The organism is Priestia sp. 10L35 (assembly GCF_056395685.1).
On the sequence record NZ_JBFTKA010000006.1, the window covers coordinates 101484 to 122494 of the forward strand.

Consider the following 21011-nt stretch of genomic DNA (forward strand, 5'->3'; position numbering starts at 1 on the left):
AGAGGAGGCTTACTATGACTCAGCCAAAAAAGAAAAGTATAGGATTTAATATCATAAAAGACGATTCAACCGACGGCCACGGCGGTTACGGGGTTGGAGCGTTAAGTTTAGAAAACATTTCACCCGTTTTTGTTTGTCCGAGCGACGAAGAAGTATTTGTAGATATCGGTGCGATGCATGCAAGAAGTGTAGTGGAAAAAGGAATTAAGTTCTTACCGAATAAAGACGAGGTGCCAAACGGCAAGTTATATTGGCTTGTGTGGGTAACGATTGATCGCAAGCAAGAAGGACCTTACTACGCAGGTATGACAGCATGTGAAATGACCGTTGATCGTGAAATTCGCCGCGGCTATAAGTCACTTCCTGAACACGTGAACAAAATGGATAAATCCTTAAAACGACGCATTATGGTAGAAGAAATGGATAACAAGTCTAAGGATTTGCTTCGTGAGTTTTTGAAGTCTCATAATGAAGAAGTTTGGACGTTATCTAATGATGACTTAAAAGAAGCGCTTCAAACATCGTAATGCTAAAAAAAGCTTAAGGCCTTGGCCTTAAGCTTTTTTTTAATCAAACCATTTGGGGAACCAGTGAAACTTTTTATCTTCTTTTTCACGCTCTTTTTTCTTCGTTTTTGCTGCATGATCGATGTGATCAGTACAATATGTTTTTGGCTGTGTTCCAGTTAAATAATAAGCTTTATATTGAACAGGGCATGATTTGGATGCTAACTTTCCATTTTGAGGATTAATGTTTACGCTCATTAATCCGTTTGGTGCTTTAAACTTTTCTTTTTTCTTCCCTTTTAAAGCCTCTTCCATAAATAATGCCCACATTTTTTTGGCGTATCCTTTTTCAGCTACATCATCCATTGTTCTTCCTTGATCATATCCAACCCAAACGCCTGAAACGAGCTGCGGAGAGTAGCCAATCATCCAGCTGTCCGTAGAGGTTGTGCCGGATTTTCCCGCGTAAGGACGAGATACATATTTAGAAATAGGCTTTCCTGTGACGGTTGTATAGCCATTTAGCTTTTGATTAAACATGCCTGTCATTAAATGGGTAGTAAGAAAAGCATAGCGCTTATCAATGACTTGTTTCTGTTCGGAAGGAGCTTGATAAACAACTTCTCCGTCATGGGTTTCAATTCGTTTAATAAATGTTGGACGAATTTCTTTTCCGCCATTAGCAAAGATGCCGTACGCATTAACCATATCAATAACTTTCACAGGCGAAGTTCCAAGAGCTAAAGATGGAACTTTCTTTAAAGGTGATGATATTCCAAGTGTTTTAGCAGTTTCAATTAAGCGGTTTTCCCCAATGAACAAATGTGTTTTTACGGCATAAATATTATCTGAAAGTGCGATGGCTTGGGCCATTGTAATAGGAGCATCCGCATAATAATTGTGATAGTTGCTAGGCGTATATGTCGAAACGCCATCTTCCAATTTGAACGTCGTTTCTTCACTTTTCATTGGAGTAGATTCAGTAAAACCATCTTTTAACGCCGCATAGTATAAAAATGGCTTCATCGTTGAACCAGGCTGTCTTATTGCTTGAGTCGCGCGATTAAACGGGCTCTTTTCATAATCTCTTCCACCAATAAGAGCTTTCACTTGTCCATTTTTAGGATTCATCGCAACAAATGCACTTTGTACGTCTGAAGAGCTGCTGATAACATCCTTCATTTTTTCTTCAGCTGTTCGCTGCATCTTTTCATCCAGCGTTGTATAAACGCGAAGTCCATTTGTGTAAATCATGGTTTCATCAATGCCTAAATCTTGCTTTAATTCTGTTAGCGCTGCATCCATAAAGTAAGAGGCATCTTCTTTATTAGGATCTTTTTCGGCAGGCTTTGCGAATGCTAGAGGTGTTACAAGCGCTTTTGTTGCTTGCTTGGCTGTGATAATTCCATCCTCTTTCATAAGAGATAAAATGATATTTTGTCGTTTTTTTGCATTTTCTTGATGAATAAGAGGAGAGTAGTAGCTAGGGCCTTTTGGAATACCTGCTAACATACTCGCTTCACTTAACGTCAAATTTTTGGCATGCTTATCAAAATACAGCCTAGCTGCTGCTTCAATTCCATAAGCTCCATGGCCGTAGTAAATCGTATTCATGTAGCCTTCTAGAATTTGGTCTTTACTATAATTCATTTCTAAACGAATCGTATACAGAGCTTCTTGAAGCTTTCGAGTCCACGTTTTGTCGTGCTCTAAAAACAAGTTTCGTGCATACTGCTGAGTAATGGTACTCGCACCCTGTACTTTCCCCATAGCTTTTATATCAGCTACAACTGCTCCGGCGATTCGATGCATATCAAAGCCGTGATGCTCATAGAAGCGCTTATCTTCAACGGCTAAAGTCGCATCTTTTACGTAAGGTGAAATTTGATTAAGTGAAACCCAGTAGCGCTTTTGTCCATTGTGAACTTCATCAAGAACTTTACCGTTTGCTGAGTAGAAAACAGCTGTTTGAGAAACGTTTAGCGGAGGGGGACCAGCGATTTTGGCGTAGAGAAAGATGCTTATGTAGGCAAACAATAATAAAGCCCCCGCTAATATACCAAGGACGAGAAGAATTCGGAAGATGCGTCTTGCCTTTTTTAAATGTTCGGTTAATACCGTTTCCATTTCTATTCACCACCAATATGTGTCACTATGCACCGTACATGTTGTTTTCAACACAACAAAATTCTATTAAAAGAGCGATGCAAGTAGATTCTAAAGCTTGTATCTATCATCAGTATGAAATAGAAAAGGTGGTTTTAAACCTCCATTGCTAAAAATTTTACTTGCTTTTTTGCTGAATTCATCTATACTTTTTTCATGTTTGTATAAATTATGTTAGGGTAATCTATGCATAGGTTAATTCTCAAAATAGAAGGGAAGAGTTTGAAATGGAATTATGGTTCACAGAAAAGCAAACAAAGAACTTTGGTATTACAGCTAAAATTAATCGCACTTTACATACAGAGCAAACGGAGTTTCAAAAATTAGACATGGTTGAAACAGAAGAGTTTGGTAACATGCTCCTACTTGACGGTATGGTTATGACAACGGAAAAAGATGAGTTCGTTTATCATGAAATGGTTGCGCATGTACCGTTATTTACGCATCCAAATCCAGAAAACGTACTAGTTGTAGGTGGAGGAGACGGAGGCGTAATCCGTGAAATCTTAAAACACCCAAGCGTAAAAAAAGCGACGTTAGTTGATATCGATGGAAAAGTTATTGAGTACTCGAAAAAATTCTTACCTTCAATTGCGGGCAAACTAGAAGATCCTCGTGTTGATGTACAAGTAGATGACGGATTTATGCACATCGCTAAAAGCGAGAACGAATACGATGTCATTTTAGTGGACTCAACAGAGCCAGTAGGTCCAGCTGTGAATTTATTTACAAAAGGATTCTATGCAGGTATCTCAAAAGCACTTAAAGAAGATGGTATCTTTGTTGCTCAATCGGACAATCCTTGGTTCACGCCAGAGCTTATCTCAAATGTTCAGCGTGATGTAAGAGAAATCTTCCCGATTACACGTCTATACGTAGCAAATATTCCAACATATCCAAGCGGTTTATGGACATTTACAATGGGTTCAAAGAAACATGATCCATTAGAAGTAAGCGAAGATCGTTTCTTCGATATTGATACAAAGTATTACACAAAAGAATTGCACAAAGCCGCATTTGCTTTACCTAAATTTGTGCAAGATCTTATTAAATAAGTTACCACATACAAGTGAGATGCCAGAGGTTTAAGGCTGGCATCTTTTCTATGAATAATGAAGGAGGAACAAAATATGCGTTTTGATGAAGCTTATTCAGGTAATGTATTTATCGGCAGTCACCCTGTTTTTGAAGAAAGTGAAGCGGTTCTTTACGGAATGCCAATGGACTGGACAGTTAGCTATCGTCCAGGTTCACGATTTGGCCCAACTCGTATTCGTGAAGTATCAATTGGATTAGAAGAATACAGCCCGTATTTAGATCGAGAGCTAGAGGAAGTAAAATATTTTGATGCAGGAGATATTCCACTTCCATTTGGGAATCCTCAGCGCAGCTTAAATATGATTGAAGAGTATATCGACCAGCTTTTAGCAGCAGACAAGTTCCCATTAGGCATGGGCGGAGAGCATTTGGTTTCTTGGCCTGTTATGAAAGCTATGTATAAAAAATACCCGGATTTGGCCATTATCCATATGGATGCTCATACAGACCTTCGTGAAGAGTATGAAGGAGAACCACTTTCTCATTCCACTCCGATTCGTAAAGTTGCAGAACTAATCGGACCGGAGAATGTTTATTCATTTGGTATTCGCTCAGGAATGAAAGAAGAATTTCAATGGGCAAAAGAAAACGGCATGCATATTTCAAAATTTGAAGTTCTAGAGCCGTTAAAAGAGATTCTACCAACACTTGCAGGTCGTCCTGTTTATGTAACAATTGATATCGATGTATTAGATCCAGCGCACGCTCCTGGTACAGGAACAGTAGATGCGGGCGGTATCACATCAAAAGAGCTTTTAGCTTCTATTCACGCAATTGCTAAATCAGATCTTCGCATTGTCGGAGGAGATTTAGTAGAAGTAGCTCCAATTTATGATCCGTCTGAACAAACAGCTAATACAGCAAGCAAGCTTATTCGCGAAATGATCTTAGGCTGGGTACAAAAGAAATAAATAAAGTAAAAGGCGGCCGCTGTGGCTGCCTTTTTTATTTGGAATATGTGAATGCTTCACGTACTGTAAAAAGGTGAATTCTCGGCGTATCTATCATATTTCCTTTGAAGTATTATTGAATTCTTTCTTTAGAATGTTTATACTATTTAAGTTATAACGTATTCATTTTAATAAGGAAGTGTCTTTTGTGAGTAACGCTTCAGAAGTCAAGAAACCCATTGAAGTTAAAATTGTGACGGATATCCGCGATGGTCACCGAAAAGAGACAACATCGGTAAATGCAAAAGGTATGTATTATGAAAAAGGATCGAAAATTTATCTTACATACACAGAGTGCCAAGAGGAAATCGGAGATATTAGAACAATGGTGAAAATTAGCGAAGATGAAGTATCAATTAATCGAACCGGTGCTGTTCAAATGAAGCAATCGTTTCGTAAAAAGGTACAGATCGAAGGAACTTATATAAGCCCTTATGGACGTATGGATTTACTGACATTCGCTCATAACATTGAATATAAACAAATGACTCAAAAGGGTCGATTATTTTTAACGTATGATCTAGAAGTACAGGGTCAGCCTACCGGGAAATATGCGTTAACCATTACATTCAAGGAGGAGAAAAAATGAACATCGTCGAACAAGTGCAGCAAAAATTAAAAGCTGAAATTCAAGATGCTGTGGTCAAAGCAGGACTTGCTGAAAAAGCAGAACTTCCAGAAGTTCTATTAGAAACCCCAAAAGATAAAACACATGGTGATTATTCTACCAATATGGCTATGCAGCTAGCTCGTATTGCCAAAAAAGCACCGCGTGTTATCGCTGAAGAGCTTGTAGCAAACTTCGATAAATCAAAAGCATCTATCGAGAAAATTGACATTGCAGGCCCTGGATTCATCAACTTTTATATGAATAACTCTTATTTAACAGAGCTTATCCCAACGATTGTAAAAGCTGGTGAAGCTTACGGTCAAACAAACGTAGGGAACGGACAAAAAGTACAAGTTGAGTTTGTTTCAGCTAATCCGACAGGGGATTTACATTTAGGACATGCCCGCGGTGCTGCAGTTGGAGACTCATTATGTAATGTTCTTGAAAAAGCAGGCTATGATGTGTCACGTGAATACTATATTAATGATGCTGGTAACCAAATTAATAACCTGGCTTATTCAGTAGAGGCACGCTACATGCAGGCTCTTGGTTTAGAGAAAGAAATGCCTGCAGACGGCTATCATGGTGCTGACATTATAAACATCGGAAAAGAGCTAGCAAAAGAGCACGGAGACAAGTATGTAAATGCCTCTGAAGAAGAGCGATTTGAATTCTTCCGTCAATACGGGTTAGATTATGAGTTAGCTAAATTAAAGCGTGATCTTGAACAGTTCCGTGTGAAATTTGACGTATGGTATTCTGAAACGTCTCTTTATAAAAATGATAAAATATCAGTTGCACTTGAAACGCTGAAAAAACAAGGCCATGTATATGAAGAAGAAGGTGCTACGTGGTTCCGTTCTACGACATTTGGTGATGATAAAGACCGTGTGTTAATTAAAAATGACGGTTCATTTACGTACTTAACACCAGATATTGCGTATCACCAAGACAAAATTCAACGCGGATTTGATAAGCTAATTAACATTTGGGGAGCCGACCACCATGGATATATTCCTCGTATGAAAGCGGCGATTCAAGCGCTTGGTTATGAAAAAGATACGCTTGAAGTAGAAATCATTCAAATGGTTCAACTGTATCAAAATGGCGAAAAAATGAAGATGAGCAAACGTACAGGTAAAGCAGTAACAATGCGTGATCTAGTAGAAGAGGTAGGCCTTGATGCAACTCGCTACTTCTTTGCGATGAGAAGTGCAGATACACATTTAGACTTTGATTTAGATTTAGCTGTTTCTCAATCTAATGAAAACCCTGTATACTACGCGCAGTATGCTCATGCCCGTATTTGCAGTATTCTTCGTCAAGGTGAAGAGATGGGGATTCAATCAACATCTGGCGCTGACCTTTCATTAATTAGTGCAGAAAAAGAAATGGAACTGCTGAAGAAAATCGGAGAGTTCCCTCAGGCCGTAGCGGAAGCAGCAACAAAACGTATTCCGCACCGCATTACAAACTATGTATTTGATCTTGCTTCTACGTTCCATAGCTTCTATAATGCAGAAAAAGTATTAGACAGCGATAATGTAGAAACAAGTAAAGCACGTATTGAACTAGTGAAAGCTGTTCAAGTAACGCTTCAAAACTCCTTAAAACTAATTGGTGTTTCAGCACCTGAAAAAATGTAACAAAAAAAGAGCCTCTTGGCTCTTTTTTATTTAAAAAACAAGTGTGGCACCTCCTGTACGCTTTACTCCTCTCATTGATGCTAAATCTTCCACTAATTTTAGCAGCGCTTTATCTTTTAACTTTGCTTCAATCATTACGTCAAAATCTTGTCCAATATCTTTAGCCATTTGCAAAAAAGGTGCGATAAAATCAGTTGAGACATAATCAGAGTGACTTCTAAATTCTTTTTCAGATTTAGGAGAAGAGATATGTACTTTTGGTTTTAACCCGATATGTTTCCACGTGTCAAAGATACGAGGGAGCAATAATGCAAGAGGTTCTTCTCCTTCATTTGCTTTGTGGTGGTGATAATCAAAGAGGAGAGGGACTTTCTCTTTTTCGCATACAGCTAATGTTTCTTCAGTTGTGTATGTTTTATCATCATTTTCAAGAGTCATGCGCTTTTTAATGACAGGTGGCAGCGTTTGAATGTTTTCATGAAATCGACCGATCGCCTTTTCTTTATTGCCATAGGCTCCTCCTACATGAATATTAATAAGAGCTTGATCGGCTACTCCCATCGCTTCAAGCATTCTATAGTGATAATCCATATCTTTTACCGCATTTTCTGTAATATGTTTTTTGTCGCTTGTAAATAATGTAAACTGATTGGGATGAAAACTCACGCGCAGCTGATGATTCCGAATCAAGTCTCCTATCTCTGACCAATCGTCTTGGAACGCATCAATGTAATTCCAATCTACTTCAGGATGAGTAGCTAAAGGGACAAGAGAAGATGATAATCGATACAGCATAATTTCATGGGCAATATTAAAATGTAAAGCGCGCTTAGTATGATTCAAATTTTGTTTTGTGACGTAATGAAGCTTATCCAGCCTCTCATCTTTTTTCATTTTTTCCCATCTAGTAAACGTGAAAGTTTTCGCAGGTGAGCAGTCCCAAAGCGACAGGGCATGTGATACATAGCCAAATCTAATTTTCATTATAAGTTTTCCTCTTTTCGTTCATTAAAGTAACGGAGAAATAAAGGTTGCAAATCCTTGCTTTAGTTTTTCACTCCATTTTCGGTTTTTGACGTCTTCCAAAGACAAAATTGGGCATTCCCCCATACAAGCTTTAAAGCTGTTCTTTACCTCTTCAATGTATGTGGCATCGTAGATTAAACAGTTGATTTCAGCGTTTAAGAACAAGCTTCTTTTATCAAAATTAGCCGTTCCTACATCGCAGATAACATTGTCTGCAATTAATACTTTTGCGTGGTAAAAACCGTAATAATATTGATAAATCATACAGCCTGCTTGAAGTAATGTAGGAAGATAGGCAAATGCAGCATGATGAACAAGCGGTTGATCTGCACGCATTGGAATCAAAATATGAACTTGTACTCCCCGTGCACGAGCTTGCAGTAAAGCATTCATCAAAGGTTCACTTGGAATAAAATAAGGAGTACCTATGTACAATTCCCTATTGGCTTGGTTGATAATCGATAAAAAGCTTTCTTCAAGTGAAAAACCTTCAGTTGAAGAAAGCTGAATAACATAGTCTCCTTCAGAGGTTGGTGGAAAGTATCTTTCCACTTTACGCAGGTCTATGCCGGTAGCAGCATACCAGTCGTTTAACAGCTGCATTTGAAGATCTTGGATACCTTCACCTTCCATACGCAGGTGGTAATCTTTCCACACCCCAAGCTTGGCGTCGAGCCCTAAATATTCTCTTCCGATATTAAAGCCGCCAATGTAGCCAACTTTCCCATCAATAACGGCCATTTTACGGTGATTGCGTGCGTTGAGTGTATAAAACAAATAAGGCCACCGTAGCGTTCGACTGTAAGCAAAATGAACACCTTGTTTCTTTAAGAATGCAATTTTGTTTTTCTTGATTTTATAGCTTCCCACACGGTCTACCAATAACCGGACTTCAATATTTTGCTGTGCTTTTTGGACTAGTAAATCTAAAAAATCTTGACTAATTTCATCATTTTGTACGATGTAAAACGATAAATGGATAAACGAAGAGGCATTTTCTATTTCTTGAAATAAATCTTTATACAAGACATTCCCGTCTGCGAACAAAAAAAGAGAAGCACGGCGCTTTGGAAAAGTATTTTCAGCCTGAGAAAATACTTTCTTTCCAACGCCAAGGTCAATTGCAAGCCAAGCAATAAAAATAATAAAAAGTAAAATTACAACCATGCCGCTCATCATGTCACCTCTTTTCCCGATGTAAATACATTTTATGTTGTTCTTAGTGTCACCTTGTTTAAATAGAATATGAACAAAAGAACGAAAAGATATTGACTGAATGCTCATTCATTATATACAATGAAAACAGATATATTATCAGAAAATTTAGTCGTCAGGAGGAAAGAAAGGTAACAAACTATTCAAGGAGGGGACGAGATGACAGGGTTGCTGTGGGTGAATTTTCTCTTTTTTATTATTGTAACCGCTTACGCTGTTTCTTTGTTTGTATATTTAATTCGCACACGCATTGAGTATATTCAATTAGGGAAAAAAGTTGAATTTGATCAGCGGTTAAAAGAAAGACTGCAAAAAATTTGGGTGAACGTGTTTGGACAAAAGAAGCTGTTAAAAGATAAAAAAAGTGGAATTATGCACGTCATGTTTTTTTATGGGTTTATTTTAGTTCAGTTCGGCGCGTTAGACTTCATTATAAAAGGTTTGCTTCCAGGTAAACATTTGCCGCTTGGACCTTTATATCCCGGTTTTACATTTTTTCAAGAAATTGTGACGTTTTTGATTTTAGTAGCAGTTGTCTGGGCTTTTCACCGTCGCTACGTAGAAAAGCTTGTGCGTTTAAAAAGAGGGTTTAAATCTGGTTTAGTACTGATTTTTATTGGAGCACTTATGCTGTCAGTGCTTGTCGGAAACGGTATGTCAATCATCTGGCATAATCATGAACCGTCATGGACAGAACCGATTGCGTCATCGATTGCGATCTTGTTTAAGGGAATCAATGATATTGCCGCTATCTCCATTTTTTATGTTTCATGGTGGATCCACTTAGCCGTATTATTGACGTTTTTAGTATATGTTCCTCAATCAAAACATGCTCATTTACTGGCTGGACCGGCTAATGTATTTTTTAACCGTGTTTCTAAGCCAGGTAAGCTTGAAAAGATTGATTTTGAAGACGAGACCCAGGAGACGTTTGGGGTTGGAAAGATTGAAGAATTCACGCAGCATCAGCTTATTGATTTATATGCCTGTGTGGAATGCGGTCGATGTACGAATATGTGTCCGGCAACGGGTACAGGGAAAATTTTATCTCCAATGGATTTAATTTTAAAGATGCGCGATCACTTAACAGAAAAAGGAGCGGTTGTGACATCTAAGGCACCTTGGGTTCCTACGTATGCATTCTCCAAAACAAAAGGAAATCAGCTGGCGATGATGGCGGCCGGCCAAGGCGGAGCAGAGGCTGCAGCAACAGCGGAATATAATCCCGCTTTAATCGGAGATGTCATTACGGAAGAAGAAATTTGGGCATGTACAACGTGCCGAAACTGTGAAGATCAATGTCCCGTAATGAACGAACATGTAGATAAAATCATAGATTTACGACGTTTTTTAGTATTAACTGAAGGAAAGATGGACGCGGATGCTCAGCGTGCCATGACGAATATTGAACGTCAGGGAAACCCTTGGGGATTAAACCGAAAAGAGCGTGAAGAATGGCGACATGTAAGAGAAGATGTTCACATTCCGACTGTTAAAGAAGTAAGTAAAGCCGGTGAAACGTTTGAGTATTTGTTCTGGGTAGGTTCGATGGGATCTTATGATAACCGCAGCCAAAAAATCGCTCTATCGTTTGCAAAGCTTCTCAATGAAGCGGGTGTTTCATTTGCGATTTTAGGAAATAAAGAAAAAAATTCTGGTGATACGCCGCGCAGGTTGGGCAATGAATTTTTATTCCAAGAGTTAGCTTCTAAAAACATCGCTGAATTTGAAAAAAATGAAATCAAAAAAATTGTTACGATTGATCCACATGCTTACAATATCTTCAAAAATGAATATCCAGATTTCGGTTTTGAAGGAGAAGTGTATCATCACACAGAATTATTAGCTATGTTGGTGAAAGAAGGTAAGCTGTCACCAAAACATGCGGTTAATGAAAAAATTACCTTCCATGATTCCTGTTATTTAGGAAGATATAACGAAGTATACAGTCCACCAAGAGAAATTTTGAAAGCGATTCCAGGTGTTCGTTTGATTGAAATGGATCGCAACCGTGAAAATGGTATGTGCTGTGGAGCAGGAGGAGGGTTAATGTGGACGGAAGAAACGACCGGCCAGCGCATTAATGTAGCACGCACGGAACAAGCCTTGGCCGTTAACCCAAGCATTATCAGTTCAGGTTGCCCATACTGCTTAACGATGCTAAGTGACGGAACAAAAGCAAAAGAAGTAGAAGAAAAGGTTCATACGTATGACGTAGCAGAACTGCTTGAAAAGTCAATTTATGGCGACGTGCAAGAACAGGTTTCATAAAGGAGAAGTAGAGATGGTCTTCATCTCTACTTTTTACAGAAAGGAAATTGAGCAAGCGTTCAATCGGCGAGGACAAAGAGGAAGAAAAAGGAGGAAACAATAGTGGGGAAAACAGTTATTGTGAGTGCAGTTCGAACACCTTTTGGAAAATTAGGTGGCATTGTAAGTGGACTAAAAGCGGCAGAACTAGGCGGGAAAGCGATTCAAGCAGCTTCAAAGGGACGTACAGAAATTGATTCCGTTATTATGGGGTGCGTGCTGCAGGGGGGCCAAGGACAGCTGCCTTCTAGGCAAGCCATGCACTATGCAGGTTTACCGTGGCAAGTAGAGACAGAAACCATTAATAAAGTTTGTGCATCGGGCATGCGCAGCATTACAACTGCTGATCAGCTGATTCGATTAGGAGAAGCAAAAACAATCATTGCAGGTGGAATGGAATCGATGAGTAACGCGCCGTATCTTCTTCCAAAAGCAAGGTGGGGGTTCCGTATGGGAGATAGCGTTGTGACGGATTTGATGGTTCATGACGGTTTGACATGCAGCTTTACAGGGGTTCAAATGGGTACGTATGGAAATGAAATCGCTTCTGAAATGAATATTTCCCGAGAAAAGCAGGATGAATGGGCCCTTCGCAGTCATCAATTGGCGGTAGAGTCAGAAGAGAAAGGGAGATGGACTGCAGAAAGAATTTCAGTTGATATTCCGTCTAAAAAAGGAACGATAACGGTTCAAAAAGATGAAGGACCAAGAAAAGATACGTCGTTAGAAAAACTCTCGTCTCTTCGGCCTGTATTTGGTCACAGCGGAACCATTACAGCAGGAAATGCACCTAGTGTGAATGACGGAGCAGCTGCGCTCATGCTAATGGATGAAGATGTGGCAAAAGCAAATGGCTATGAGCCGTTGGCTACGATTGTAAACCATACTTCTCTTGCGATGGAGCCAAGGGAATTTCCGAAAACGCCTGGGTTTGCTATTAATAAGCTATTGCAAAAAACAAATAAAACAGTAGACGATATTGCGCTGTTTGAAATCAATGAAGCTTTTTCAGCGGTAGCGTTGATGAGTATGGAAATTGCAGGGCTTCCGGCTGAAAAAGTAAATGTGAACGGCGGGGCTGTAGCACTTGGACATCCGATTGGAGCAAGCGGCGCCCGTATTGTTGTAACGCTCATTCATGAATTAAGACGACGAGGCGGCGGACTAGGCATTGCTTCTATTTGCAGCGGCGGCGGCCAAGGTGATGCCATCATGGTAGAAGTGTAAAAGGGGGATACCAACTTGAATATTGAAACAGTTATGGTTATTGGAGCAGGACAGATGGGAGCAGGAATTGCGCAAGTATTTGCTGCGAGCGGATATCAAGTTTCTTTGTATGACGTTGATCAAAAAAATACACAAAAAGGAATAGAAGGTATTGATAAACGTCTGAAAAAGCAGGTGGGAAAAGGTTCTCTCTCAGCTAAGGAACATGAAGGGATTATGGAGCGCATTCAGCTGGCAAATGAAATAACGGCAGCACAAAAAGCAGATTTAATCGTCGAAGCGGTTGTGGAAAAGATGGAAGTCAAACAAGCCATTTTTGCGGAGTTGGATTCGTTAGCCCCGAGTCATACTATTTTAGCAACCAACACGTCTTCGCTTCCTATTACTGAAATTGCAGCTGTGACCACTCGACCTGAAAAAGTAATTGGCATGCACTTTATGAATCCTGTTCCGGTGATGAAACTCGTTGAAATTATTAGAGGGCTGGCTACTACCGATGAAGTGTATCAAGCAGTCTATGAAACAACGAAAAAATTAAATAAAACCCCGGTGGAAGTTCATGATTTTCCAGGGTTTGTTTCAAATCGAATTTTAATGCCAATGATTAACGAAGCTGTGTTTGCGCTCTATGAAGGGGTAGCAAGCGAAGAGGATATTGATCAAGTGATGAAACTAGGAATGAACCATCCAATGGGACCTTTGACATTAGCAGATTTCATCGGCCTCGATACATGTTTGTTTATTATGGAAACGCTCCATAAAGGGTTTGGTGATGACAAATATCGTCCTTGTCCATTGCTTAGGAAATATGTAAAGGCAGGGTGGCTTGGTCGAAAAACAGGAAAAGGATTTTTTACGTACGAAACATAAAGGAGTGGCGAAATGATCTTTTTTACGTCTGAACAACACATGATTAAAAAGATGGTAGCTGATTTTAGTGAAAAAGAAGTCGCTGCGGCTGTGCCAAACATGGAAAAGGGTGAATTTCCTCGAGGTTTATTAAAGCAGATGGCTGATCTTGGCCTGATGGGCATTCCCGTTCCTCAAGCATACGGAGGGGGCGGACTGGACTTTGTGTCGTACATGATTGCCATCCACGAAATATCAAAAGTAAGTCCAGCCCTCGGCGTCATTTTGTCTGTTCATACTTCTGTAGGTACGAATCCTATTGTCGTATTTGGGACGGAAGATCAAAAACAAAAATATGTAAAAAAACTGGCGACAGGTGAATATTTAGGTGCTTTTTGTTTAACAGAACCTAGTGCAGGGTCTGATGCTGCAAGCTTAAAAACAAAGGCAGAACGAAAAGGAGACCACTATCTTTTAAATGGCTCAAAGCTTTTCATTACAAACGGCGGCGAAGCAGATACGTATATTGTATTTGCTAAAACGAATCCCGAACGCGGGTCGAGAGGAATGAGCGCTTTTATCGTTGAAAAGACGATGGAGGGATTTTCGATAGGAAAAGATGAACATAAGATGGGCCTTCACGGTTCTCGAACGGTTCAACTTCACTTTGAAAATATACAGGTGCCTGTAGAAAATCGTCTCGGAGAAGAAGGTGAAGGCTTTCGAATTGCGATGGCTAATTTAAATGCCGGAAGAATTGGTATTGCTGCTCAGGCGGTAGGAATTGCTGAAGGTGCGTTAACGGCAGCTAAAAACTATGCAAATGAACGATATCAATTCGGAAAACCGATTTTATCTCAGCAGGGTATTGCCTTTAAGCTGGCTGATATGGAAACGGCTGTTGAATCAGCGAAGCTTTTAATGTATAGAGCCGCTTTTTTATATGATCAAAAACTTCCTTGTAAAAAAGAAGCCTCAATGGCTAAATTATTTGCTTCCCAAACGGCCATGAATGTAGCAATCGATGCGATTCAAGTTTTGGGAGGCTATGGTTATATGAAAGATTATCCAGTAGAGAGGTATTTTCGTGACGCCAAAGTATGCGAAATCTACGAAGGTACAAGCGAAATTCAGCGCATCGTCATTAGCAGTCAATTATAGGGGGAATAATCATGTTTTTTAAACTTTCAGAAGAACACGAAATGATTCGAAAAATGGTGCGGGACTTTGCCAAAAACGAAGTGGCTCCGACAGCTGCACAACGAGATGAAGAAGAGCGTTTTGACAGAGGAATCTTTACGCAAATGGCTGATCTAGGATTAACAGGTATTCCATGGCCGGAGCAATACGGAGGAATTGGCAGTGACTATCTAGCTTATTGCATTGCTGTTGAAGAACTGTCTAGAGTATGTGCATCAACAGGCGTTACTTTGTCGGCTCATACTTCTCTTGCCGGCTGGCCAATCTATACATTCGGAACAGAAGAACAAAAACAAAAATACCTGAAACCTATGGCAACGGGTGAGAAAATAGGTGCTTATGGGTTAACCGAACCGAGTGCTGGATCAGACGCAGGAGGAATGAGAACGCTCGCTGTAAAAGACGGAGAAGATTATATTTTAAATGGTTCTAAAATCTTTATTACAAACGGCGGCGAAGCGGATATTTACGTCGTATTTGCTCGCATCGACCCCAATGAAAAACGCACGAGCGCTTTTATTATTGAAAAAGATATGCCGGGATTTTCAGTTGGTAAAAAAGAAAAGAAACTGGGTATTCGCTCTTCACCTACCACAGAAATTATTTTCGAGGACTGCCGTGTTCCAAAAGAAAATTTGCTGGGAAATGAAGGAGAAGGATTTAAAGTTGCCATGATGACACTAGATGGCGGCCGAAATGGCATTGCAGCACAGGCGGTAGGAATTGCTCAAGGGGCATTAGATGCGGCCGTAGCTTATGCCAAGGAACGTCAGCAATTTGGTAAGCCAATTATTTCTCAGCAAGGAATTGCTTTTAAGCTAGCCGACATGGCCACGAGTATAGAAGCTGCAAGACTGTTAACCTATCAAGCTGCTTGGCTGGAGTCTCAAGGGCTGCCATATGGCAAAGAATCAGCCATGTCAAAATTATATGCTGGGGATACAGCAATGAAAGTAACGACAGAAGCTGTTCAAGTATTTGGAGGATACGGTTATACAAAAGATTATCCAGTAGAACGTTTTATGAGAGATGCAAAAATCACGCAAATTTATGAAGGCACACAAGAGATTCAGCGTCTCGTCATTTCTAGGTATCTTGCTAAATAAAATACTTGTTGTAGGAGAGGTGGAAAAATGAAAAAGAGAGAAGTTCTCACATCCATTAAAGATGAAAAGCTGATTGTAGAGCGTCGTAATCAAATGATTAAAGGGGCCGTCACGCTATTTAAGGAAAAAGGTTTTCACCGAACAACAACAAGGGAGATTGCCAAAGCCGCTGGGTTTAGCATTGGTACGCTTTACGAATATATTCAGTCTAAAGAAGATGTTTTATATCTTGTATGTGACAATATTTATGATGAAGTGAGAGAGCGATTAGAAGAGATGGTAGTGGATCGTTATACAATCTCTGAGCTTCAACAAGCGATTCAGCACTATTTTAAAGTTGTGGATGAGCTTCAAGATGAAGTATTAGTCATGTACCAAGAAGCGAAATCGCTTTCTAAAGATGCGCTTCCATATGTATTAAAAAAAGAGCTGGATATGGTTGAAATGTTTAAGGTTATTATCGAAGGCTGCGTAGAAAACAATCAATTTGCACTTACGGATAAAGAAATTTCGCTGTTTGCTCATCATTTATTTGTTCAAGGTCAGATGTGGGCATTTCGCAGATGGTGGCTGCAAAAGCATTATTCATTAGAAGAATATACAAATATGCAGTTAGATTTTTTACTTAAAAATTTTTCATTTCAACAACTGTGTGAGGGGGAGACAGTTTGAATACAAGCAAAAGACCGCTTCGTTTTTTAACCGCTTCTAGCCTGTTTGACGGCCACGACGCGTCCATTAATATTATGAGACGAATTCTTCAAGCCAAGGGGGTAGAAGTCATTCACCTGGGGCATAACCGATCTGTCGAAGAAATTGTTAACGCTTCCATACAAGAGGATGTTCAGGGGATTGCCATTTCTTCTTATCAAGGCGGCCACGTAGAATATTTTAAGTATATGTATGATTTACTCCAAGAACAACAGGCTTCTCATATTAAAATTTATGGCGGAGGAGGAGGGGTCATTATTCCGAGTGAGATTCAAGAGCTTCATGATTACGGCATTTCTAAAATCTTTTCTCCGGAAGATGGACGAAAAATGGGGTTAGAAGGCATGATTCAATTCATGATCGATTATTGTTATTACACAAATCCCCCTGCACTGCCGAAGGATCGAACCTTAACGCCGGCTAATGACCGTTTAATTGCCCAGCTTATTACATGCGCTGAAAATGAAGCCTATGAATACACAAAAGAGCACGCAGCTGCTCTTGAAGAAATCCGAGAAAGTGTAATCGAAAGCGAGACGGATCAAAAAATACCGGTTATTGGAATCACAGGAACAGGAGGAGCGGGGAAAAGTTCGCTTACGGATGAATTAGTAAGAAGGTTTATTGAACATATTCCAGATATTCATGTAGCTGTTTTATCCGTCGATCCAACTAAACAAAAAACCGGAGGAGCGCTTCTTGGGGATCGAATTCGTATGAACATCGCTGCGTCTCCTCGTGTGTATATGAGAAGTTTGGCCACGCGTTCATCTGGACATGAGCTATCGGCGGCCATTCGAGATGGAATTGCCGTCGTGAAAAAAGCGGGTTTCGACATTATCATTGTCGAAACAAGCGGCATCGGGCAAGCTGATGCTCAAGTCAAAGATATTGCAAACGTCTCTCTGTATGTAATGACAAGCGAATTTGGCGCGCCGTCGCAGTTAGAAAAGATTGAAATGATTGATTACGCAGACTTTATTGTAATCAATAAATTTGAAAAAAAAGGTTCCGAAGACGCAAAAAAACAAGTGCAGCGTCAATATCAGCGTAATCATCAGCTGTTTGAAAATAATCTCTCTACGATGCCAATTTACGGAACAATTGCGAGCCAGTTCAACGACGGGGGAACAAATATTTTATTTGAAGATCTTGTAAATCATCTGCATCAAACATGCCGTACGTCTTGGCACGTAGAAAAATCATCAGAGCGCGTAAGTGAAAAGAAATATACCATCATTCCTAATGATCAACAGCAATATTTACAGGAGATTGTAAACAGCGTTCGCTCTTATCACCGCAATACGGATGTTCAAGTACAAATAGCGCGTAAATTTTATCAGCTAGAGGGTGCTCTGGAAGAAGTGGAAACAGAAACAGCCAAGCAAGAGCTCACTCAGCTAAAGGAGAAATATCAAAAACAGCTAACGGCTGAATCGATTGAAAAGCTGGAAAACTGGCCTAAATTAAAAAGTCAGTACGGGAAAGAAGAACTTATTACAAAGATAAGAAATAAAGAAATTAAAACCTCTCTGCAAGTTGATACCCTATCAGGACTGCGTATTCCGCGCGTGGCCCTTCCAAAAGTTAAAGAATACGGGGAAGTTCTTCGTTTTCTTTATAAAGAAAATGTGCCAGGTGCGTTTCCTTATACAGCAGGTGTTTTTCCATTCAAACGAAAAGGTGAAGATCCTAAGCGTCAATTCGCAGGCGAAGGAACACCAGAACGAACAAATCGCCGCTTCCACTATTTGTCAAAAGATGATGAGGCTAAGCGTTTAAGTACAGCGTTTGATTCTGTAACGCTTTACGGAGAAAATCCGGATCCAAGGCCGGATATCTTCGGGAAAATTGGCGAAAGCGGCGTAAATGTCTGTACGCTTGATGATATGAAACTCTTGTATAAAGGATTTGATCTTTGCCATCCGTCGACTTCCGTTTCGATGACGATCAATGGGCCGGCTCCAATATTACTAGCTATGTTTATGAATACAGCTATCAGTCAGCAGGTGGAAAAGAAGGAAGAGGAGCTGAAGCGCCCTTTAACAGAAGAGGAATACGAGGACGTAAAATCGGGTACGTTGAAACAAGTGAGAGGAACTGTTCAAGCGGATATTTTAAAAGAAGACCAAGGACAAAATACGTGTATTTTTTCCACGGAATTTGCATTAAAAATGATGGGAGATATTCAGCAGTACTTTATTGACGAGAAAGTGCGCAACTATTATTCTGTTTCTATTTCAGGCTATCATATAGCTGAAGCAGGTGCTAACCCGATTTCTCAGCTAGCTTTTACATTGGCCAACGGTTTTACGTACGTGGAATATTACTTGAGTCGAGGCATGCACATTGATGATTTTGCTCCTAATTTATCGTTTTTCTTTAGTAATGGACTTGATCCTGAATACACAGTTATTGGACGTGTAGCGAGAAGAATCTGGGCAATTGTGATGCGTGATAAATACGGCGCGAATGAACGCAGTCAAAAGCTTAAGTATCATATTCAAACATCCGGCCGATCGCTTCATGCACAGGAAATTAACTTTAATGATATACGTACGACGCTGCAAGCCTTAATGGCCCTTCATGACAACTGCAACTCTCTTCATACCAATGCGTATGATGAAGCAATTACAACGCCGACAGAGGAATCTGTACGAAGAGCGATGGCCATTCAATTAATCATTACAAAAGAGCATGGATTAACTAAAAATGAAAATCCACTACAGGGCTCTTTTATTATTGATGAACTAACAGACTTGGTAGAAGAAGCGGTATTGGCTGAGTTCCAACGCTTAAATGATCGAGGCGGCGTTTTAGGTGCGATGGAAATGCAGTATCAGCGAGGTAAGATTCAAGATGAATCGATGGAATATGAGATGCAAAAACATACGGGAGATTTACCTATTATAGGAGTAAATACGTATATTAATCCAAATGAAGAGGAAAATTCCTCAGTTGATGACATGCAGTTAGCCCGCGCATCAAAAGAAGAAAAAAATCATCAAATTAATCAGCTTCAGAAGTTTCAACAGCAGCATGAAGAAAAAAGAGAAGATGCGCTGAAAAGGTTAAAGAAAGCTGCAACAGAAGGAGAGAACATTTTCAAAGAGTTAATGGAGACCGTTAAAGTAGCCAGCTTAGGGGAAATTACGCGAGCTTTATATGAATGCGGTGGGCAATATCGCCGAAATATGTAATAATGTATCGTTAGTATATAGTGATATATTAAAAGCCGAGATGACCGTTTGTGGGTCATCTCGGCTTTTATAGACCTAACCCTAGCGGAGTCAGAATAACTGATGGTGAATTCCTTTTGATCAAAGGATGTTATTGGCGTATTAAATAGAATGTATTATAGTGATAAAATGTCTATTTTTTCGTTGTTTTATGCGAAATTCTCGAGAATTTTAGAAACGAGGCTAGCATAAATGTATTGAATTTGTTTATAATGAATGGTATGTATTTATTCGTTTCCATCATTTACACATATGATGAATTGATTTAATAGATTTTCGATATACATAGTCATAGAAAGGATGTGCCAGATTTGAGTTTAGCACAGTACTCAAAAACGGATTTAAAAGAAATGTCGATGATTGAGATTGCTTATGCACTTCTAGAAGAAAAAACAGATCGTCAAGCAATGTCATTCCAAGAAATTATTGCTGAAATTAAAGCAGCAGCTGAAATGTCAGATCAAGAATTAAAAACGAGATTAGCTCAGTTTTATACAGATATTAATATTGATGGTCGCTTTTTAACAGTAGGGGACAACCACTGGGGTCTTCGTGGATGGTATCCTTTTGACCAAGCTGAAGAAGAAGTTATTCCGGTTGCAAAACCTAAAAAGAAAAAAGCGAAAAAAGCTGTTGTTGAAGAAGTTGAAGATTTTGATGATTTAGAAGAAGATTTGGATTATGAAGATGTTGATGATCTAGACGAAGAAGAAGATTTTGAAGACATTGACGAGCTAGAAGAAGATGAAGAAGATCTTGCAGAAGACGATTTTGACGATTTAGAAGATGATCTAGACGATGATGAGGAAGACGAAGAAGAAGATTATGAGGACGAAAAAGAAAAATAATCCTTCTTGACTTTTTCAAGCGAAGTAGGTAGAATCTTTTTTGGGCTCTTTAAACAAGCATTTAAAAAGTTTTTATTTAAAATAGACTATTGCTCCCAATCCAGTTTTGGTATTGGGAGCAATTTTTTTATTTTATCTATCCATGTTTTACACCCCGATATGTTCTTATAAATCCTTGATAGAAACTTTCTTTTGGTTCTTGAACGTTTCACATTCATAAGGTTTCTTATAATTTCGCATGCACAATGAATGAATTGTGATTGTTTATGTGAAAACTTTTAATATTGTACAGTTCAAATTATTT

The 21011-nt window shown here is 39.4% G+C and carries 16 protein-coding genes; 13 read left to right on the forward strand and 3 right to left on the reverse strand.

Annotated elements, in window-relative coordinates; genetic code table 11:
* The first annotated feature begins 14 nt into the window (after positions 1-14).
* Positions 15-527, forward strand: a complete 513-nt coding sequence (locus AC1DEF_RS20805) for a YwhD family protein (RefSeq protein ID WP_025752469.1) — start codon at positions 15-17, stop codon at positions 525-527.
* A 39-nt stretch (positions 528-566) separates the two neighbouring features.
* On the opposite strand, the gene AC1DEF_RS20810 is transcribed toward AC1DEF_RS20805, so the two are convergent.
* Complete coding sequence (locus AC1DEF_RS20810; RefSeq protein ID WP_097824927.1) at positions 567-2633, reverse strand: transglycosylase domain-containing protein; 2067 nt, start codon at positions 2631-2633, stop codon at positions 567-569.
* A 266-nt stretch (positions 2634-2899) separates the two neighbouring features.
* Here AC1DEF_RS20810 and speE point away from each other — a divergent pair, with 266 nt between their 5' ends.
* The 4 genes from speE to argS all read left to right on the forward strand — a co-directional run bounded on the left by speE (position 2900) and on the right by argS (position 6976).
* Positions 2900-3727 carry a spermidine synthase gene (gene speE / locus AC1DEF_RS20815; protein ID WP_013059843.1) on the forward strand — a complete coding sequence of 276 codons (828 nt, stop codon included), beginning with the start codon at positions 2900-2902 and terminating at the stop codon, positions 3725-3727.
* Positions 3728-3802: 75 nt separating this feature from the next.
* Positions 3803-4681, forward strand: a complete 879-nt coding sequence (gene speB / locus AC1DEF_RS20820; RefSeq protein WP_013059842.1) for an agmatinase — start codon at positions 3803-3805, stop codon at positions 4679-4681.
* A 187-nt stretch (positions 4682-4868) separates the two neighbouring features.
* Positions 4869-5309: a YwiB family protein gene (locus AC1DEF_RS20825; protein ID WP_230184042.1), complete on the forward strand. Its 441-nt coding sequence runs from the start codon at positions 4869-4871 to the stop codon at positions 5307-5309.
* On the forward strand, positions 5306-6976 hold the full coding sequence (gene argS, locus AC1DEF_RS20830) for an arginine--tRNA ligase (RefSeq protein WP_014457737.1): 1671 nt from the start codon (positions 5306-5308) through the stop codon (positions 6974-6976). The genes AC1DEF_RS20825 and argS overlap by 4 nt, the downstream gene beginning before the upstream one ends.
* A gap of 30 nt (positions 6977-7006) precedes the next feature.
* Here the strand turns inward: argS and uvsE are convergent, their stop codons facing one another.
* A complete protein-coding gene (uvsE, locus tag AC1DEF_RS20835) occupies positions 7007-7960 on the reverse strand; it encodes a UV DNA damage repair endonuclease UvsE (protein WP_097824926.1) in 954 nt (317 codons plus the stop codon).
* 24 nt (positions 7961-7984) lie between these two features.
* A complete protein-coding gene (cls, locus tag AC1DEF_RS20840) occupies positions 7985-9181 on the reverse strand; it encodes a cardiolipin synthase (protein ID WP_255255798.1) in 1197 nt (398 codons plus the stop codon).
* Between the two features lie 195 nt (positions 9182-9376).
* Here cls and AC1DEF_RS20845 point away from each other — a divergent pair, with 195 nt between their 5' ends.
* The 8 genes from AC1DEF_RS20845 to rpoE all read left to right on the forward strand — a co-directional run bounded on the left by AC1DEF_RS20845 (position 9377) and on the right by rpoE (position 20707).
* Positions 9377-11488, forward strand: coding sequence for a (Fe-S)-binding protein (locus AC1DEF_RS20845; RefSeq protein WP_097824924.1), 2112 nt, complete (start codon positions 9377-9379; stop codon positions 11486-11488).
* 102 nt (positions 11489-11590) lie between these two features.
* Entirely contained in the window at positions 11591-12754 is a 1164-nt protein-coding gene (locus tag AC1DEF_RS20850) for an acetyl-CoA C-acetyltransferase (RefSeq protein ID WP_097824923.1), read from the forward strand.
* A 15-nt stretch (positions 12755-12769) separates the two neighbouring features.
* Entirely contained in the window at positions 12770-13624 is an 855-nt protein-coding gene (locus AC1DEF_RS20855) for a 3-hydroxybutyryl-CoA dehydrogenase (protein WP_043977505.1), read from the forward strand.
* A 12-nt stretch (positions 13625-13636) separates the two neighbouring features.
* Entirely contained in the window at positions 13637-14764 is a 1128-nt protein-coding gene (locus AC1DEF_RS20860) for an acyl-CoA dehydrogenase (protein WP_097824922.1), read from the forward strand.
* An 11-nt stretch (positions 14765-14775) separates the two neighbouring features.
* Positions 14776-15909 (forward strand): acyl-CoA dehydrogenase, encoded by a 1134-nt coding sequence (locus tag AC1DEF_RS20865; protein WP_013059833.1) that lies wholly within the window; start codon positions 14776-14778, stop codon positions 15907-15909.
* A 27-nt stretch (positions 15910-15936) separates the two neighbouring features.
* The gene (locus tag AC1DEF_RS20870; RefSeq protein WP_013085484.1) at positions 15937-16581 is read left to right on the forward strand and encodes a TetR/AcrR family transcriptional regulator; all 645 of its coding nucleotides are present in this window, start codon (positions 15937-15939) and stop codon (positions 16579-16581) included.
* Entirely contained in the window at positions 16578-19820 is a 3243-nt protein-coding gene (gene icmF / locus AC1DEF_RS20875) for a fused isobutyryl-CoA mutase/GTPase IcmF (RefSeq protein ID WP_097824921.1), read from the forward strand. Before AC1DEF_RS20870 ends, icmF begins: the two co-directional genes overlap by 4 nt.
* A 350-nt stretch (positions 19821-20170) precedes the next feature.
* On the forward strand, positions 20171-20707 hold the full coding sequence (rpoE, locus tag AC1DEF_RS20880) for a DNA-directed RNA polymerase subunit delta (protein ID WP_043977497.1): 537 nt from the start codon (positions 20171-20173) through the stop codon (positions 20705-20707).
* Positions 20708-21011: the final 304 nt, after the last annotated feature.

Bases quoted from the DNA above. Each gene is read 5' to 3' on its own strand.
- AC1DEF_RS20810 (WP_097824927.1), bottom strand. From the start codon at position 2,633: ATGGAAACGGTATTAACCGAACATTTAAAAAAGGCAAGACGCATCTTC.
- AC1DEF_RS20870 (WP_013085484.1), top strand. From the start codon at position 15,937: ATGAAAAAGAGAGAAGTTCTCACATCCATTAAAGATGAAAAGCTGATT.
- AC1DEF_RS20805 (WP_025752469.1), top strand. From the start codon at position 15: ATGACTCAGCCAAAAAAGAAAAGTATAGGATTTAATATCATAAAAGAC.
- uvsE (WP_097824926.1), bottom strand. From the start codon at position 7,960: ATGAAAATTAGATTTGGCTATGTATCACATGCCCTGTCGCTTTGGGAC.
- AC1DEF_RS20865 (WP_013059833.1), top strand. From the start codon at position 14,776: ATGTTTTTTAAACTTTCAGAAGAACACGAAATGATTCGAAAAATGGTG.
- AC1DEF_RS20845 (WP_097824924.1), top strand. From the start codon at position 9,377: ATGACAGGGTTGCTGTGGGTGAATTTTCTCTTTTTTATTATTGTAACC.
- speB (WP_013059842.1), top strand. From the start codon at position 3,803: ATGCGTTTTGATGAAGCTTATTCAGGTAATGTATTTATCGGCAGTCAC.
- cls (WP_255255798.1), bottom strand. From the start codon at position 9,181: ATGATGAGCGGCATGGTTGTAATTTTACTTTTTATTATTTTTATTGCT.
- speE (WP_013059843.1), top strand. From the start codon at position 2,900: ATGGAATTATGGTTCACAGAAAAGCAAACAAAGAACTTTGGTATTACA.
- AC1DEF_RS20860 (WP_097824922.1), top strand. From the start codon at position 13,637: ATGATCTTTTTTACGTCTGAACAACACATGATTAAAAAGATGGTAGCT.
- argS (WP_014457737.1), top strand. From the start codon at position 5,306: ATGAACATCGTCGAACAAGTGCAGCAAAAATTAAAAGCTGAAATTCAA.